The 13,533-nt window shown below is 59.8% G+C and carries 13 protein-coding genes and 1 tRNA gene; 7 read left to right on the top strand and 7 right to left on the bottom strand.

Translation table 11 applies throughout. The features are described 5' to 3' along the window. Positions 1-15 precede the first annotated feature (15 nt). Positions 16-273: a hypothetical protein gene (locus HZ994_15325; GenBank protein QTN33621.1), complete on the bottom strand. Its 258-nt coding sequence runs from the start codon at positions 271-273 to the stop codon at positions 16-18. A 706-nt stretch (positions 274-979) separates the two neighbouring features. Here HZ994_15325 and HZ994_15320 point away from each other — a divergent pair. From HZ994_15320 to HZ994_15295, 6 genes are all read left to right on the top strand, one after another. Then, positions 980-1,312 (top strand): hypothetical protein, encoded by a 333-nt coding sequence (locus HZ994_15320; GenBank protein ID QTN33620.1) that lies wholly within the window; start codon positions 980-982, stop codon positions 1,310-1,312. Between the two features lie 6 nt (positions 1,313-1,318). Next, positions 1,319-3,310 (top strand): DNA phosphorothioation-associated putative methyltransferase, encoded by a 1,992-nt coding sequence (locus HZ994_15315; protein ID QTN33619.1) that lies wholly within the window; start codon positions 1,319-1,321, stop codon positions 3,308-3,310. Positions 3,311-3,364: 54 nt separating this feature from the next. After that, complete coding sequence (locus HZ994_15310; protein ID QTN33618.1) at positions 3,365-3,601, top strand: type II toxin-antitoxin system ParD family antitoxin; 237 nt, start codon at positions 3,365-3,367, stop codon at positions 3,599-3,601. Beyond that, on the top strand, positions 3,598-3,927 hold the full coding sequence (locus tag HZ994_15305; protein QTN33617.1) for a type II toxin-antitoxin system RelE/ParE family toxin: 330 nt from the start codon (positions 3,598-3,600) through the stop codon (positions 3,925-3,927). Before HZ994_15310 ends, HZ994_15305 begins: the two co-directional genes overlap by 4 nt. A 170-nt stretch (positions 3,928-4,097) precedes the next feature. Then, positions 4,098-4,358, top strand: coding sequence for a hypothetical protein (locus tag HZ994_15300; GenBank protein QTN33616.1), 261 nt, complete (start codon positions 4,098-4,100; stop codon positions 4,356-4,358). A gap of 249 nt (positions 4,359-4,607) precedes the next feature. Further along, positions 4,608-5,519 (top strand): HNH endonuclease, encoded by a 912-nt coding sequence (locus HZ994_15295; protein QTN33615.1) that lies wholly within the window; start codon positions 4,608-4,610, stop codon positions 5,517-5,519. 75 nt (positions 5,520-5,594) lie between these two features. Here HZ994_15295 and HZ994_15290 read toward each other — a convergent pair whose 3' ends face one another. The 4 genes from HZ994_15290 to HZ994_15275 form a co-directional block, all read right to left on the bottom strand. Next, complete coding sequence (locus HZ994_15290; GenBank protein QTN33614.1) at positions 5,595-6,578, bottom strand: NERD domain-containing protein; 984 nt, start codon at positions 6,576-6,578, stop codon at positions 5,595-5,597. Positions 6,579-6,718: 140 nt separating this feature from the next. Then, positions 6,719-10,420, bottom strand: a complete 3,702-nt coding sequence (locus HZ994_15285) for a DEAD/DEAH box helicase family protein (GenBank protein ID QTN33613.1) — start codon at positions 10,418-10,420, stop codon at positions 6,719-6,721. Between the two features lie 715 nt (positions 10,421-11,135). After that, positions 11,136-11,465 (bottom strand): hypothetical protein, encoded by a 330-nt coding sequence (locus HZ994_15280; protein QTN33612.1) that lies wholly within the window; start codon positions 11,463-11,465, stop codon positions 11,136-11,138. 123 nt (positions 11,466-11,588) lie between these two features. Further along, complete coding sequence (locus tag HZ994_15275; GenBank protein ID QTN33611.1) at positions 11,589-12,191, bottom strand: hypothetical protein; 603 nt, start codon at positions 12,189-12,191, stop codon at positions 11,589-11,591. 117 nt (positions 12,192-12,308) lie between these two features. Between HZ994_15275 and HZ994_15270 the strand changes: the two genes are divergently transcribed. Then, on the top strand, positions 12,309-12,863 hold the full coding sequence (locus HZ994_15270) for a hypothetical protein (protein ID QTN33610.1): 555 nt from the start codon (positions 12,309-12,311) through the stop codon (positions 12,861-12,863). A 26-nt stretch (positions 12,864-12,889) separates the two neighbouring features. Here the strand turns inward: HZ994_15270 and HZ994_15265 are convergent, their stop codons facing one another. Next, positions 12,890-13,204, bottom strand: a complete 315-nt coding sequence (locus HZ994_15265; protein QTN33609.1) for a hypothetical protein — start codon at positions 13,202-13,204, stop codon at positions 12,890-12,892. A 198-nt stretch (positions 13,205-13,402) separates the two neighbouring features. Next, positions 13,403-13,484 (bottom strand) — tRNA-Thr (locus tag HZ994_15260). Positions 13,485-13,533: the final 49 nt, after the last annotated feature.

Genomic DNA, 13,533 nt, shown 5'->3' with positions numbered 1-13,533 from the left:
GTGGTATGAGAATCCTCAGCCCCGCTTCAGCAGCTTGCCCATTTTTGGAGCAACCCCACTTGGGATTCCCGAGCGATCGAGGCTCCTGGCATTGGCGATTAAAACAAATTCCCTGCGTGGCAGCTCACCGATAGGTTGCGCGGCGAATCGCTTTGGATCGAAGTCCACGGCGGCGAGATCGGGTAGGACGGCGGCGGCCTGTCCCGATTCCACAATCCTGACGAGATCCGTAAATGAGGAAACCCGCTCGAGGCCGATCTCATCAAGATCCACCTCCACTCGCGGAAACTCACCTTCCACTACTACCGGGACTTCGAGAAAGCACCCCTCCCAGAGCTACTCACCCGCATCAAGATCGACCTCAAGCGCCTCTTCGTCACCGTCATCGACCACACCACCGGCCTGGAACATCAGCTCCTGTTTTTCAAAGAACGCTTCCTCGCAAAGGATCATCCGGATCGCGCGAAGATGCAGCGGTTCAGCGCCAAGCTTCGCAAACTCGGCCTCCGCGAGGAAACCATCGGCTACGGGCCTTCGAAGGAAAAGTGGGAGGCATACACTCGGAATGAAGCGCGTGATTCGTGATTGCCGCTCAAAGCAAACCCCTCACCCGCTCCGCCACAGCCTCCCAATCCGGTGGGCGCATTTGCGCCTCATAGCAAGCGATCCGGAGGACGCATTCCGGCTGGCCCGATGGAGGGCAATCCACCTCCGGCGTCAGGTGGCACCAGCTCAGCCGGATCGCCTCGTTGGCCTCGTCGTCGCCGCAGCCCATTGCCTTGACAGCGCCCCCCAAAGGTAGGGCTGATCCGGCCCGGTCGGCCCTGATCCAAAACGCAAAGGCGCATTCACCGGAAAGGGCATGAAACCAAGGGCAGCCACCTTGCAACGTAGCGCTGGGGGGGCGAAGCCCTTTACGCGACCGCCCTCTGGTCTTGTGCATTGACCCTGCAAGAAGCCCGCTGCCAAGCTGCAAGCCATGGCCACGCTTCATCTTCACAACAAACCGGATACCGAACTCCCGCAGCCTGCTGACCCTGTGGATGGAATCTGTGAAACCGGCGCATGGTATGTTTCCGTGGCAAGGGCGGCATCCATGGTGGGTGCCGATCTCCACATTCATCGGAACAAGACTGAGCCCTCGTTCAACGCCGGGACTATCCTCGATTTCGAACGCCGGAACTACTCCGATCCACGCGACGGCAAAACAAAGATGAGAACCTACTTCAAGTTCCGTGAGACTCCCGGAAAGAAAGGCCGCACCACAGGCCCGGAAGGCTGGCTCCAGAGCGGCATTAAGTGGATTCCATGAAACGGGATGACCGCCGCCGAATACCGCCAAGCCCTCGACGCCCTGCCCTACGGCAAGCGGCTTCCCGGCGCGGTGTATCTGCTCGATCCCGGCGACGACCCGCGAATTCCTCCGCTTCTCCGCATCACGGTGTCGGAGCTCCGCAAACGGCTGGACATCGGCTCCGCGTTCAACCTGCTCAAAATCCACACGGGCTCGCCGAAGGTCTCGTTCCTCTCCTATCCCGACTTTGAAAAGGATCCCCACCCGGAACTCGCGGAGGCGGTGCTCGTGGATCTGGTCACCGGGAAATCCCGCCGCGACGACTACCGCAGCCGCGCCAACCCGCCCATCCTCCACCGCAAGGAAACCTTCATCCCTGCCGATCACCCGCACCACGGAAAATTTGCCAAGCTCACGAAGCAGGAGGAAGCCGCCGGCCTCTTGGAAGACACCTCCCGCATCGGTTTCCGCCTGAACTGGGAACGCGCCCTTTCCGAGCGCGGACTCTGCTTCAAGGGCCACCGGCTTGTTGAAACCGGTGATAAGCCACTCCAGGCAACCACCACCCCGAAAAGGAAAATCCAGCGCCACAAGACCGCCCTCGTCCGCCGTGAAATCTCCAAGCCGGTAAAAACCCTGATCGAACTCGGCCAGCTCCGCCGCGGCGATTCCTTCTTCGACTACGGCTGCGGCCACGGCGGCGATGTCGAAGCGGTTTCCAAACTCGGCCACGAGTCCGGCGGCTGGGATCCTGTCCATGCACCCGATGCACCGAAGCAACCCGCCGATGTCGTCAACCTCGGCTTCGTGCTCAATGTCATCGAAGATCCCGCAGAGCGCGTCGAGGCGCTTGTCGATGCCTGGCAACACACCCGCCGCGCCTTGCTCGTATCCACCCTCATCGCCGGCCAGGAAGCCTACGACGACATCCGATCCTTCGGGGATGGTGTGATCACCAGTCGCGACACCTTCCAGAAATTCTTCGAACCGTCTGAAATTCAGTCACTCATTGAAGACTCCCTCCACACCGAAGCCGTTCCCGTCGGCCTCGGCATCTATCTGGTCTTCCGCGACACCGCCGATCTCCATGATTTCCTCGTGCAGCGCTCCCGCCGTTTCATCGATTGGGAATCGCTCTCGCGGAAGCTCGGCCTGCTACGGGCGCTCAAGGCGAAGCGCGATCCCTACGACATCCACCGCGAGCTTCTCGACGCCTACTGGGAGTCCGTGCTCGAACTCGGCCGCATGCCCCGCGAGGAGGAATTCGACCGCCTTGCGGAAGTCCGCCAAGCCTGCGGCTCCCTGCCGCGCGCCCTCCAGCTCTTCATCGACCGCTTCGGCGAACCGACTTTCAACGCCGCCCGCCAGCGCCGCAAAGAGGATCTCCTCGTCTTCGTGGCCGCCGCCCAGCTCCGGTGGAAAATTCCCTTCAACCAGCTCTCCCTCCGCCTCCAGCGCGACCTGCGCTCCTTCTTCGGCAGCTACGCGAACGCCGAGGAAAAAGCCCGCGAACTCATGTTCGCCGCCGGCGATCCCGACGAACTCGAAATCGCCGCCTCCCAGCTCGACTTCGGCCACCTCGATCCGAACGAAGCCCACTTCACTTTCCACCGCAGCCTGCTCGACGAGCTGCCCGTCATCCTCCGCGTCTATGTCGAGTGCGCCGCCCGTCTCTACGGTAACCCGCGCGAGGCCGACCTAATCAAGATCCACCTGCATTCCCGCAAGCTCACCTTCCACTACTACCGGGACTTCGATAAAGCCGCGCTCCCCCAGCTGCTCACCCGCATCAAGATCGATCTCAAGCGGCTCTTCGTCACCGTAACCGACCACACCACGGGAGCCGAACACCAGCTCCTCTTCTTCAAGGAACGCTTCCTCCCCAAGGATCACCCTGATCGCCCGAAGATGAACCGCTTCAGCGCGAAACTCCGCAAGCTCGGCCTCCGCGAGGAAACCATCGGCTACGGCCCGTCGAAGGAAAAGTGGGAGCGATGGAATCGCGATATGCGGTGACAATCACCGCAATCCCGGTCTGGACAGAATCCGGCTGTGGATTACCATGTCGGCATGACAGTCACCCTTCCGCCTGCGTTAAACCAGCTTGTGGATCGTCTCGTCCACACCGGTCGTTATGCCGACGAAGGAGATGTCGTTCGTGAGGCGCTGCGCGTCCTCGAACGGCAGGAATTCGACGAATCTCCTGCCCTCGAAGCTGCCATTTTGGAAGGCGTTGTTTCCCCGCATCAGCCCTATGATGCCGCTGTCTTGGATCGCATCCGCCGGCACGCTCGCTCCATCGCATGAGCCTGGAAGTGTCGATTGCCCTGCGGGCTGAGCAGGATATGACCCTCCAATACCGCTGGTATCTGGAAAATGCCGACCTCGACGTGGCGGAGCGTTATTTGCTGGCAGTGCATGAAACGATTTTGAGGATCGCCGAGTGGCCGGGCATAGGACGCCGCCGCCGTTTTCGAGCGCCCGAACTCGCTCATATTCGCAGCATCCAGGTGAAAAGCCCTTTTGACTGCCACCTGCTCTTTTATCTCGAAAGCGACACCCTCCGCATCGAACGCGTCATGCACGGAGCACGCGATCTCCCTGAACGATTGCTGGAAGATCCCGAAGGATAGGGCAAAAGTGATTGGGGTCACTCGTCATGCCTAGAGCAAACCCCTCACCCGCTCCGCCACAGCCTCCCAATCCACCTCCGGCGTCAGGTGGCACCAACTCAGCCGGATCGCCTCGTTGGCCTCGTCGTCGCCGCAGCCCATCGCCTTGATCACATGGCTGCGAAGCCATCGTGGATCGGCAGATCTTTGACCATTTTCGTGACGTCACGAAAATGGTCAAAGATCTGGAATCCATGGTCACATTCGAGGGTGATATTGAAGCGTTCTCCAAAAAGAAACGCCCTGGAGAAGCGGGGCGTCAGGCCGGGAATGCGATCCCCGGCGGGGAGTGGCAGTTTACCCCGCTCCGTACAGCGGCAAAGGCATTTCTCGGTTTCCTGCGCGATTTACGCTGGGATCCATTTCGTGAAGCCACGGAATTGATCCCATGACGATTCCTGCCTTGGCGCTCCCGCATCTGTTGCTACGATCCAGCCTATGCCCGAACAGGAGAATCCATCGCGCAAAGTCACTCTGCCCCACCCTCATGACCTTGCTGCCCGAAAGGCACTTGCCCAGATGCAACACGCTCCGATCGAACGGGTTTTGATGCAAGCCGCCGCTTCCCGCAAATTCATCGCCGAACAGGGTTCAACTGGGCTGCCGGATCTGTCCGATACACTTCGCCCACCTTCTCTCCGATGAACTGCATCCACTGGCTCGGCAACCTCGCCAACCTCAATGCCGCTCGCACGGCAGAGCGCGGCATCGCGCCACACAAGCCGTTGATGTTGCTTACGGTCATCGACCTGATTGAAGCCGGTGACGTTCCCGACGGCTGGGTGAAATTCGACGTCCGACTCGTCTCCCGCTTCCGCGATTACTGGGAACTCGTCCTCGAACGCCAGCGGAACCAACCGGACATCCCCATGCCATTCCATGCCCTCGGCGGCGACCGGGACAAGATCTGGGAGCGCTTCACTGCCGATGGCCAAGCCTCGCTTGCCAAGGCCACCACCCGTCTCTGTTCACTCGATCCTAACCTCCACGCCTGCCTTCAGGATGCGGACTTCCGGCGCAAGGCGCGCACAACCCTCGTCACCATTTACTTTACGCCCAGGGAACAGATCATGCTCTGCGCCCGGCTCGGCCTTCCGGTGCCGGAAACCGCTGAAATCAAAGCCCTCCGCGACCAGGCCGACGAATTCAAAGCCCAACAGAAAAAAGGCCGCGACTCGCGATTCAAGAGTGACGTCCTCAGCGGCTACTACTTCACCTGCGCCCTCACCGGCTACCGCCTCGACACAGAGACCACTTCCATCGTCCAGGCCGCCCACATCCACCAGCACGCCATCAGCGGCAACGACGATCCCCGCAACGGACTCGCCCTCACCCCCGACGCCCACTGGATGTTCGACCAAGGGCTGTGGACGGTAATTCCACAGGGTGATGACCTCCTCGTTCACGTCGCCAAAAGCCGTTTCACCGAAAGCTCACCCCACGGACGACTCCTCTCAGCCTTCAACGGTCAGGCGCTCCACTTCCACAGCCTCGCCAGACTCCGGCCGGAAAAGGCGCACTTAGAATGGCATCGGAAAAAGCATTGGATTTGAAGCAGACACCTGCTTAGACCCGATAAATTGATCAAATCGAGAATGCTATCAACTAAGATTGATGCCGAGTAAGGTCTAAACCGCCTTTTGGCATTCCCGGCAGTAGATCCCGTCTGCAAACCTCCCTTTATTGAGCCAGCAGAACCTCGCCACCTGAAAAGGCACTGGCTCTGAACACTTGGCACAGATCAGCTTCTTTTTAAGCGTTTTTTGATCCTCTGTGGCTGATCTAAGTTCATCACTGCCGATAGAATCGACATCCGAAATTGGCAGCGGTGGGGGCGTGGCATGTGCTCTAGCTTCGTTGGCAAAAGCGGATATGGGTGACGATTCCGAAAATCCGAACTTGCCGGCCCAATTAAATTCAATCGGCTTGTGTTGTGACGCGATGGCACGTGCAAGGTTTTCCAGCGTGTCTGTGCCGATCAGTTTCGCCATGATCAAGGGATTGTTGTCACTGTCGTTGGTGCGCTCGATCATTGACCTGAACTGATCACTTTTGATGATGCTCTCCACACCAGCAACTTTCGTCTTCGGACGGCTGATGCGGGCGTTTTTGGACACCAGCACCACGCTGGTCATGTTCGGCTTGATGGCGAACCCCAGTCTCGTCGGTAGCTGCACCATACCGGTCTTGAACAAAGAGCCCAGAACCATGATGTGCTTCTTGTTTTGCTCAAAGGGCGAAGCCATCCCATAGGGCTTGTTCTTGAAAAACCGGGAGCATTCTCCCTGTTCGTTGATCGCTATCCCCTCGCAGAAATTCTTAGTCTCGCAGACCCAGAAGTCGAGGAACCGCCCAATCACAAGGTGATCAATCTGGGCTACCCGGCCTTGGACTTCGAGCCGCAAGTCGTGAATGACCGCATAGTTCTTTGCTGCTCCGAAGTGAAAATCGATTTCGTAGGCCGCTTCTTCTTCGCCCTTTATGCCTGCTCGCATGTTCCGGATTTCCTGCTCGATCCGCTTGCGGACGTCCGGACTGGCGTTACGCGCGACCGCCAATGCCTCTAGCTCTACAATTTGTGCCTTCTTCTCGTCAGCTTTTTTGATAATCATGATACAGATTCCCCCTCACCCAAGGAACTTTGGTTAGGTTAAGCTTCCTGTCCCGCTTGTCACTCCGAATGTCCCTGTATTTCCGGATGCAGACCAATCCAGTTCGTGGATCGATTCCTGTAGTGCCAAGACCCGATGAATCAACTGATTACGGATACCCATTCCCCAAGCACCATCATCTCCGATCCCTCATGGGGTTCGACGGTGATTGGGTTGTAGTCCGGGTTCAGCGGGAGAAGTTCAATGCGCTCGTGTTTCCAGCCATCCTCCGATACGCTCTTGACCGAGCGGTATTTTTTGATGGTGAAACGTCCGCCGTCTTCCAGATCGCCGCGGGAGTTGAACTGGACGAGAACGATGCGTCCTTCCCGCGAACCTTGTGGGCAGGGGCGGAACAGGCACCACGCCCCGTCCTTGATTTTCGGTTCCATGGATTGGCCCCGAACCTTGGCGATGAACATCCCGGGCTTAATGGTGACCCCGGGAGTTTCTGCCCAGCCAATCTCCTCAGGTGACATTTCCGGCCCCCACAGACCTGCGGCAGCTTCGAGGCTGTAAACAGGAACGAAACGGGTGAATCGCTCCTTGGCAGCGGGCTGCTCGATGAAGCCAGGCAGCGCCCGTTCGTTCCGATCCTTGGTGTCTATCAATACGGGAACTGTCCGCCATGGGCTGGCGACTTCGACAGGTTCGACAGTCCATCCGGCCTCGGACTTGGTGAAGGCGACTTGGTAATTTGTGCCGGGAGCACCGGCGTTCTCGCCGAACCACCCTCGAAGGAGCGGAAGGATCTGATTTTCCTCGCTGCCGTGCGGCGAGGCGACGTTGCAGGCGATCTTGACGAATTTGAACACCCACTGGCTGCCATCGGGCAGGGTGGCGGTCGTCGGGCCGATGGGGCGGCCGGGGAGTTCCTCGACGGTGGGGAGGCGCAGGATGGGTTTGCCGCCTGAATGGCTGACCTTGGCGACGAATCGGCCTGCGCCGGGTGCGGCGGCAGCTTGGAGGCGGTTCTTCGCGTAGTGGGCGAGGCGGTAGTCCACCAGTTCGGCGGTCATCGATTCGAAGTCGGGACGGAGGCTTTCCGAGCACGGGAAGGCGGCGAGGAAGCGGTCGCCGTCGCGCTTGAACCAATGACGTCCGGCCTGCTCGTCCATCCAGCGGGACAGCGGCCATTCGAGCCACCACTTGGCCCAGCGCTCGATGGGTGCCTGGGCGGGATCGGGGAACTCCTTGGTCGGTGGCAAGTCCTCGCGGAGGGTCGGGTGGGAAAGGAGGAACTCGCGGCAGGCGGCGGCGAGGGTTTCGATTTCCATGCCGTCCCACAGCGCGTCGCGATCCAGCAGCACGCGGAGGACGACCATCTTGTAGGATTTGTTGAGGCTGGTGGCCTCCAGCATGGCGAGCCAGGACTCGAAGGAGGCGAAGACCTGTCGCTCGTGTTCGGTGAGATCGTTTTCCTCGGAGATGAAGCCGAACCATAAGCCGAAGCGGGCGGCGAGGGTGCGGGGCAGGTAGCCGTGGTGGAACAACTCGCTGGGCGAGGGTCGGCGGCCGCGTTCGTCGCGCATGCTGCGGTAGGCTTCGACGACGGCGGAGCCGGTGTTGGGCAGGAGGCGCAGCATCAGCTCCTTGGCCTCGACTTCGAGGTCTAGCAGGCAGCCCTCGGGGAGATCCGGGGTGCCGCCTTGGAGGAATTTTTTCAGGTGCGTCCAGGTGGCGGATTGGTTGCCGAGGGAAAGCAGATGGGTGAGGCGGCTGGTGAAGACGCGGTGATTGCCGACGAAGTCGATGACTTTCAGCCGCAGCTTGTGATCTGCGGCGCGGAGACCACGGCCGAGTTGTTGGAGGAAGATAACTTTGGATTCGGTGGGGCGCAGCATGACCACGCGGTCCACGTGCGGGACGTCGAGGCCTTCGTTGAAGAGATCGACCACGCAGAGGGCTTGGAGTTTGCCGTCAATGAAATCGGTGAGGCTGTCGCTGCGTGGATCGCCGCCGGCACCGGAGAAAACGGCGGCGGCACGGACATGGCGGCGGTGGAGCCAGTCGCGTGTGTAGAGCGCGTGGCGACGGGAGCAGCAGAACACGAGCGTGCGGGCATCGGGATCCGTTTGCCATGCAGCCCACAGCCGTTCCATCCGTTCGCTGTTTTCGAGTTTTTCCTCCAGCGCGGTGGGATCGAAGCGACCGTTTCGCCAAGGGATTTGTTCGAAGTCCACGTCGTCCTTGAGACCGAGGTAGTGGAAGGGAACCAGCGATCCTTCCGCAATGCCGTCGCCGACGGTGGCCTGCCACGCAAGAACGTCATCAAATAGCGATGCCACATCCACGCCATCGGTGCGCTCCGGGGTCGCTGTTAGACCGAGGGTGAAGGTGGCGTTGAGCCGAGCCATGACCCGCCTGTAGCTGGGGGCTTGGGCGTGATGGACTTCGTCGATGACTACATAGTCGAAGTTCTGTTTCTCCAATGCAGCGAGTCCTTCGGGACGCGTGAGCTTTTGCACCGAGGCGACGACGAGGTCACCGCTCATGTCGCTGTTCGCGCCGAGATACCAAGTGACGCGCGTTTCGTCCCATTCCGACTTCATCGCTGTGCGGATGGTGGCTTCGGCTTGTATCAGGATTTCAGCGCGGTGGGCGATAATCAGAACGCGGGGTTGGCGTTTGAGGGATTTCCCGACGGCCAGCACATCGAAGGCCGCAAGCCAGGTTTTTCCAAGGCCGGTGGCGACGGCAATGAGAGCTCGCCGATATGCATCTGCGCGGATCTGATCGAGGGACTCCAAGGCTCCACGCTGCCATGGGCGCGGTGGGAAGAGGGTCGCGGGTATATCGACGGACTCGGGCGGGATGAACTTGCGATACGCTTCCTTGGCGTGTAGGGCATATCGGGAGACTAGCGCATTATCCAGTGGAGTGGATTGCTGCCAGAGATCGGTGAACGCGTGAGCCAGCTCCAGATCGATGGGTGTGGAGCCGGTGGTCTGGCCAATCATGTTCCATTCGACTCCGGTTTCTAGTGCGGCCTTGGAAAGATTGCTGCTTCCGACGACGAGAAGGCCGCCGGATGAATCGATGATGCGCCATGCTTTGGGGTGGAATGAGGCTGGCTTGGATGGGAGTTTCGAGATTTCCGCCAGCCGGACTTCGAGAGGGCTATTGTCCAGAATTTCATCAGCCAGCGACATCCAACCAACCAATCGTCGCAACGCTTCCGCAGAGGTGATATAGAGATAATCGCCGACGAGTATCCGGATTCTACCTCCACTGCGCAACGCAGAGAAAATCGATTGCTGGATGAGGTCGAGTCCGGAGGGCTGGATGAACGAGGCAAGAAGATCCACCTCAACGGCGGAGGAAACTCGCTGTCCTATGCTTTTCCAGAGCGGCGAGTGGGGTTGGCCGGTGGAAAGCGTGAGCGTTGGAGGAGTGCCGGATTTTTTGGATTTATCGGTAAGGTAGTTCCCCTTCTCGGGGATGACATGGCGCACACCGCCGCGTGGGTCGGGCATATCTCCCAGGTAGCGCGGGATCACATGGATATGCACGTGCGGCACGGTTTGGCCGGAAGCGGCACCGGAGTTGAAGCCCACGTTGTAGCCGTCGGGCTGCGGTGCGAGTTGAATGTCGAGCAGGCGCTTGGCCTCTTTTACCAAAGCCATCAGCGCGGCTTGCTCCTCGTCCGTCGCATCAAACCACGTTTCGACAATGCGGCGGGTGGTGACAAGGACATGTCCAGGTGAGACTGGGAATCCATCAAAGATGGCGAAGGCGAGGTCGTTCGAGCAGAGCCAGTCACTCGCTGGAACGGCGAGGAATGGCGACTCAAATTGGCTCATAGGCGGATATGACAAAATTGCCGTTAGAGGATCAATGAAATTGAGGCTGGGCAGAGCAAGTTGAGGGCCGGTTCTTTCCTCCGCCGCTTATTCGGCACGTGGCCTTTGAGGGTATCCACCTTTCTGAAGCGGGATGCGCACCATGGCAGTTCAAGATTATTCCAGTAGCTCCGCAATCCCGTGATGATGACACCGGGAGAGCCGGATTTGGTGTGCATGATCCGTTCCACATAGTAGACAACGCCCTTACGGGGAGGGCCGTCGGGAGTGGTGATCAGGTTCTTGTCGCGCGGGTCTTCCCACAACAAGGGGCCTTGCCGGGTGTCGATCGCGACGACTCGGTCGCCCGGGGCGAAGGGATGGGGTCTATCTTGGGCGTGCATACTGGTTTGGTGGAAACTGTTATGACCGAACCCTAGCAGCAGGGGTGGGGCATTTACGGGGTCATGTCGAACTCCCCTCTGAACAAAGTCCGCCATTTTCCAAAATCGCCAGCGACTGCCGGGCGCGGCTGACGGCCATGAACCAGGAGAAGTGGTCGTAGGCGGTGGCGAGTTTTTCGTGTGGCGGCATGCCGATGAGGATGACGGCCTTGGAGTCGAGTCCCTTGGCCTTGTGGATGGAGGTGTGGCGGATGCAACCGGGGCTGTCCTCTTCCTCGGTGCATTCGCGGGGGTTGCGGCTGAGGAGGGCATGGTTGGATTAGTGTCGGGGGTCAAGGGGTCGCGAGGAGAATGGGCTCTAGAACTTTTAGCCGGCGTTTCTTCGGCGCTTGGGTGTGCAGGGTTTCCACCTTGCGGAAGCGGCTGGAGTTCCATGGAATCTCACCATTGGAACCCCATTGGACGCGGAGGCCGGTGATGTGGAGACCTTGGTTGCCGTCCCTTGAGGAATGAACCGATTTGACGTGGTAAATCACGTCCCTGCGCAGCGGGCCGTCGGGGAAACGGAACTGGTGGGTCTCAGGATTCGGAGGCCCGCAGATGGGAGCGGACAGGTCCGTGTTGATGGCGACGACGCGGTCGCCGGGGGCGAAGGTATCCATGGCAGGGTCGGTGGTACGGAGTTCTTGGGATTGAACCCTATGCGGAGGGGTGGGACAAATTTGGGGGCATGCTGTTGGAAATTTTCAAAACCGGGCGCAGAACGGTAGCCGGACAGCCGCGAGCTATATGGATTCAAGCCAGCTCTCCCAGTGATTCTGGAAGATGGTGGGGACTCCGTTGCTGTGGCAGACGCGGATCGTGTGGCCGGTGCCGCCGGCCTCGGGGTCGTTGGGATCGACCCAAAAGAGCGCGGCGACGGGAGGAGTGAGGCGACCGGGGATGCCGGTGACCTTGAGGGTGTCACGGATCAGGCAGGCAGCTTGTGCGCCGGCCCGGCCGCCGCGCCCGTAGCATTTCATCAGGCCGCGGTTGGAAGGGGTGGCGGCGGCGGTGAGGGTCTTGATGGATTCGAGGTTGGCGGGCTCAAGCGATTCCGGGGAATCGTACTGGACGAGCGGGTGGCGTTGGCGTTTCCGGTGGCTGGCGTAAGGGGCGATGATTTCGAGCCGCCCGGGAGCGGTGGCGATGACGCCGGAGGAAAAGGCCTCGTCGGCGCCGGAGGCATTGCCCGAGCGGAAGCGCAGGTCGGGAAAGCGACCGGCCATTGCGGCGGTCAGCCTTTGGGCTGACTGCATGGCGGATTCCGTGATGGATCTGCGGCCTTCCACGAGAATCACGGGATGGGAGTTGAGGAAGATCAAGCGGGAGAATTCATCAAGGGTCATGCGATGGAGAGGTTTCGTTTTGAAGAATACAGTTTCTACCAAAGGGGGTGGGACAAATTTTGGGTCAGCCTTTTGGGATTTTGAATGAATCTGCGGTCCGCACCGTCCCACTCCCCCATGAAGACATTCCTATTCCGCTTCCTGTTCGTCCTAGTCCTCTCCACAACGTCCCCCGCCCAGACCTGCCGGGAGGTGGTTCGCGATTCCTCCGGGCGGATCGTCCAGACCATCGACCGCCAGAGCCAGTCGGGTGGGACGGTGCGGTCCACAATCCGGGATGCCTCGGGGCGGATCATTGGCACCGCCACCACCCGGCCGAACTCCGGTGGAAGCTCACAAACCACTTACCGCGACGCCAGCGGCCGGTTGACCGGATCCGCCTCGACCCAGGGTTCCTCGTCCGGTTCGTCGCGCACCACTTACCGGGACGCGAGCGGACGTCTGGCCGGAAGCGCCAACACCAGCAGAAACTCCGGGTTTGGCAGCAGCACGCAGTATCGTGACGCATCAGGGCGACTGACCGGCAACCAGACGACCAACGGCAGCCCCTCGGGATCATTCAGCGGCACACGGCGCGATGCCTCGGGTCGCCTGATTGGCAGCAGCTCAGGCAGCGGGAAGTGCCAGGGCGGTGCGAAGGTGCCCGTTCTGCCGGGAGTGAACGGAAGGTGAGTCTTCCATCGGGGTTGTAGGAGGCATCACCCTTCCGTCGCCTGCAGGTTCATCTCCATGATCTCAGATATGTCGAGCAATCCTTGCAGGTCGTGGGTCTTGAGTTGGTCGTTCTCCAAGCCAGCCAGGTTGGTGCTGTGCTGGGCTCCGATCAGTTCGGCGTGTTGAAAGTCGGCGATCGCGATCAACTCTGTATTGGCAAACCGGATTGGAGCAGTCAACGCGGCCCCGGGTCGATGAGATGGAAGGCTAGGCGGATCGAAGAACCCACGGATGATCCCGGAATTGACCCCATACTCCGGGTAGCCGGAGGTCTCATTCTTTGCAGGAGACTTGCTCATTTGTTAATCGTCAGCCGCCTTCCGCAGAAAGTCAGGCAGAGAAATAGTTAAGAAACCTTAAACGGTTGCCAAAACGGTTGCCAAAAACGCACCGTTTTCCCGGATTCTGACGGAATCGAGCGGAAACCCACGGAATAAGTTCTCTGCGCTCATGTGGGCTAATTCCCTTCGAATAAGGTTATTTCCTTGGGAAACCAATGGAGCCGCTGGTCGGATTTGAACCGACGATCTACCCCTTACGAAGGGGTCATAAACGCGTAACTCGTTGACCCTCAACGGCCATTTTCCGAGCATTTGGCTCATTCCACGCATTCCAACCAATTTTGTGG

It is taken from the genome of Akkermansiaceae bacterium, from assembly GCA_017798145.1.
In the GTDB taxonomy this organism is placed as follows: domain Bacteria; phylum Verrucomicrobiota; class Verrucomicrobiia; order Verrucomicrobiales; family Akkermansiaceae; genus Luteolibacter.
Note: the sequence above shows the minus strand (reverse complement) of the source record. Positions and strands in the feature narration are given on the sequence as shown.

Bases quoted from the DNA above. Each gene is read 5' to 3' on its own strand.
- HZ994_15270 (QTN33610.1), top strand. From the start codon at position 12,309: ATGAAGACATTCCTATTCCGCTTCCTGTTCGTCCTAGTCCTCTCCACA.
- HZ994_15295 (QTN33615.1), top strand. From the start codon at position 4,608: ATGAACTGCATCCACTGGCTCGGCAACCTCGCCAACCTCAATGCCGCT.
- HZ994_15305 (QTN33617.1), top strand. From the start codon at position 3,598: ATGAGCCTGGAAGTGTCGATTGCCCTGCGGGCTGAGCAGGATATGACC.
- HZ994_15265 (QTN33609.1), bottom strand. From the start codon at position 13,204: ATGAGCAAGTCTCCTGCAAAGAATGAGACCTCCGGCTACCCGGAGTAT.
- HZ994_15285 (QTN33613.1), bottom strand. From the start codon at position 10,420: ATGAGCCAATTTGAGTCGCCATTCCTCGCCGTTCCAGCGAGTGACTGG.
- HZ994_15280 (QTN33612.1), bottom strand. From the start codon at position 11,465: ATGGATACCTTCGCCCCCGGCGACCGCGTCGTCGCCATCAACACGGAC.
- HZ994_15315 (QTN33619.1), top strand. From the start codon at position 1,319: ATGACCGCCGCCGAATACCGCCAAGCCCTCGACGCCCTGCCCTACGGC.
- HZ994_15320 (QTN33620.1), top strand. From the start codon at position 980: ATGGCCACGCTTCATCTTCACAACAAACCGGATACCGAACTCCCGCAG.
- HZ994_15310 (QTN33618.1), top strand. From the start codon at position 3,365: ATGACAGTCACCCTTCCGCCTGCGTTAAACCAGCTTGTGGATCGTCTC.
- HZ994_15275 (QTN33611.1), bottom strand. From the start codon at position 12,191: ATGACCCTTGATGAATTCTCCCGCTTGATCTTCCTCAACTCCCATCCC.
- HZ994_15290 (QTN33614.1), bottom strand. From the start codon at position 6,578: ATGATTATCAAAAAAGCTGACGAGAAGAAGGCACAAATTGTAGAGCTA.